Source organism: Nocardia sp. No.11 (genome assembly GCF_038752175.1).
In the GTDB taxonomy this organism is placed as follows: Bacteria; Actinomycetota; Actinomycetes; order Mycobacteriales; family Mycobacteriaceae; genus Nocardia; species Nocardia canadensis.
The window spans coordinates 1-1,512 of sequence record NZ_JBCGFB010000258.1 but is presented as its reverse complement, the minus strand read 5'-3'; the positions used below and the strand labels follow the sequence as shown (position 1 = coordinate 1,512).

The following is a 1,512-nucleotide window of genomic DNA, read 5'->3' as shown; positions in this document are numbered from 1 at the left end:
CAAGAAAGTCACGGCTGCCTTCGACGGCGGTCGCATCACGTCGGACGGCGGGGTTCTGCTATTGGCGCAGGCCGAGCGCGAGATGGACATCTGCAGGCAGCTGGCCACCTGCATCGCCGATCGGCGCGATCCTTCGCGGGTGGTCCACAAGCTGGATGACATCCTGCGGGCTCGGGTTCTGGCGATTGCCTGCGGCTACGAGGACGCCGACGACCTNCAGGCAGCTGGCCACCTGCATCGCCGATCGGCGCGATCCTTCGCGGGTGGTCCACAAGCTGGATGACATCCTGCGGGCTCGGGTTCTGGCGATTGCCTGCGGCTACGAGGACGCCGACGACCTCGACGCCCTGCGTGACGATCCCGGCTTCCGCCTGGCGCTGGGCAAGCTACCGGGTTCGGGCGCGGGCCTTGCCAGCCAACCGACGATGAGCCGCTGGGAAAACGCACCCACCACGCGCGAGCTGGCCCGCATGATGGCCGCGATGGTCGACATCTACTGCGCCAGTTATCCATCCCCGCCCGAGGCGGTGACGCTGGACATCGATGACACCTGCGATGTCGTGCACGGCTACCAGCAGTTATCGTTCTGGAACGGGCATCACGGTGAGCGCTGTTTCCTGCCGATCCACGTCTACGACACGGCAACGGGGCGGCCGGTCGCCATGCTGCTGCGCACCGGCAAGACGCCGAGCGGCGCGGAGGCCGCGGGCCATATCCGTCGCCTGGTGCGGCAGATCCAGAGGCACTGGCCCACGACCCACATCACGATCCGGGGCGACGGCCACTACGGCAGACCCGAGGTCATGAACTTCTGCGAGGCACAGGGCATCGATTATGTCTTCGGCCTGCCCACCAACGCTGTGCTGCGCGCCGATCCACAGATCGTGAAGATTGCCGATGCCTGCGCGGTCAAGCGGGCCGAGGAACAGCACGTGGTCCTGCGAAATTATGCCCAGACCCGCTACGGGGCGAAAAGCTGGAAATGCCAGCGCCGTGTCGTCGCCCGGATCGAGGCCAGCACGCTCGGCATGGATATCCGCTACGTCGTCACCTCGCTCGAGCAGGGCTCGGCCGAGCACATCTACGACACACTCTACTGCGCCCGCGGCCAGGCCGAAAACCTCATCAAGTTGCACAAGGCCCAGCTCGCCAGCGATCGCACGTCATGCCGATCAGCCAACGCCAATCAGATGCGGCTGATCCTGCACACCGCCGCATTCTGGCTGATGTGGCGCATCCAGCAGGCCATCCCCAAGGCAGCCGCGCTTGCCAACGCTGAGTTCGCGACCCTGCGCCTGCGGCTCCTCAAAGTCGCCGCACGCGTCATCGAGACCGCCTCCCGCATCCGGGTCGCCTTCGCTTCCGCCTGTCCCGACGCCGCCCTGTTCCGGATCATCGCCGCCGCCCTCAGGCCCGCCCCGACATAGCCAGTGCGGCCGTGCCGCTGAACGTCCGAGCCCCTCCATCAAACCCGCAAGCCTCTCGATCCCACGCGATGAAATAGACGCAGCG

The 1,512-nt window shown here is 66.5% G+C and carries 2 pseudogenes; both read left to right on the top strand.

What is annotated here, in order from left to right:
* Window positions 1-223 (top strand): annotated as a pseudogene (locus V8688_RS31900) (transposase); the annotation flags it as partial.
* Window positions 222-1,427: pseudogene (locus V8688_RS31895) on the top strand (IS1380 family transposase); the annotation flags it as partial. The pseudogenes V8688_RS31900 and V8688_RS31895, both read left to right, overlap by 2 nt.
* Between the last annotated feature and the right edge of the window lie 85 nt (window positions 1,428-1,512).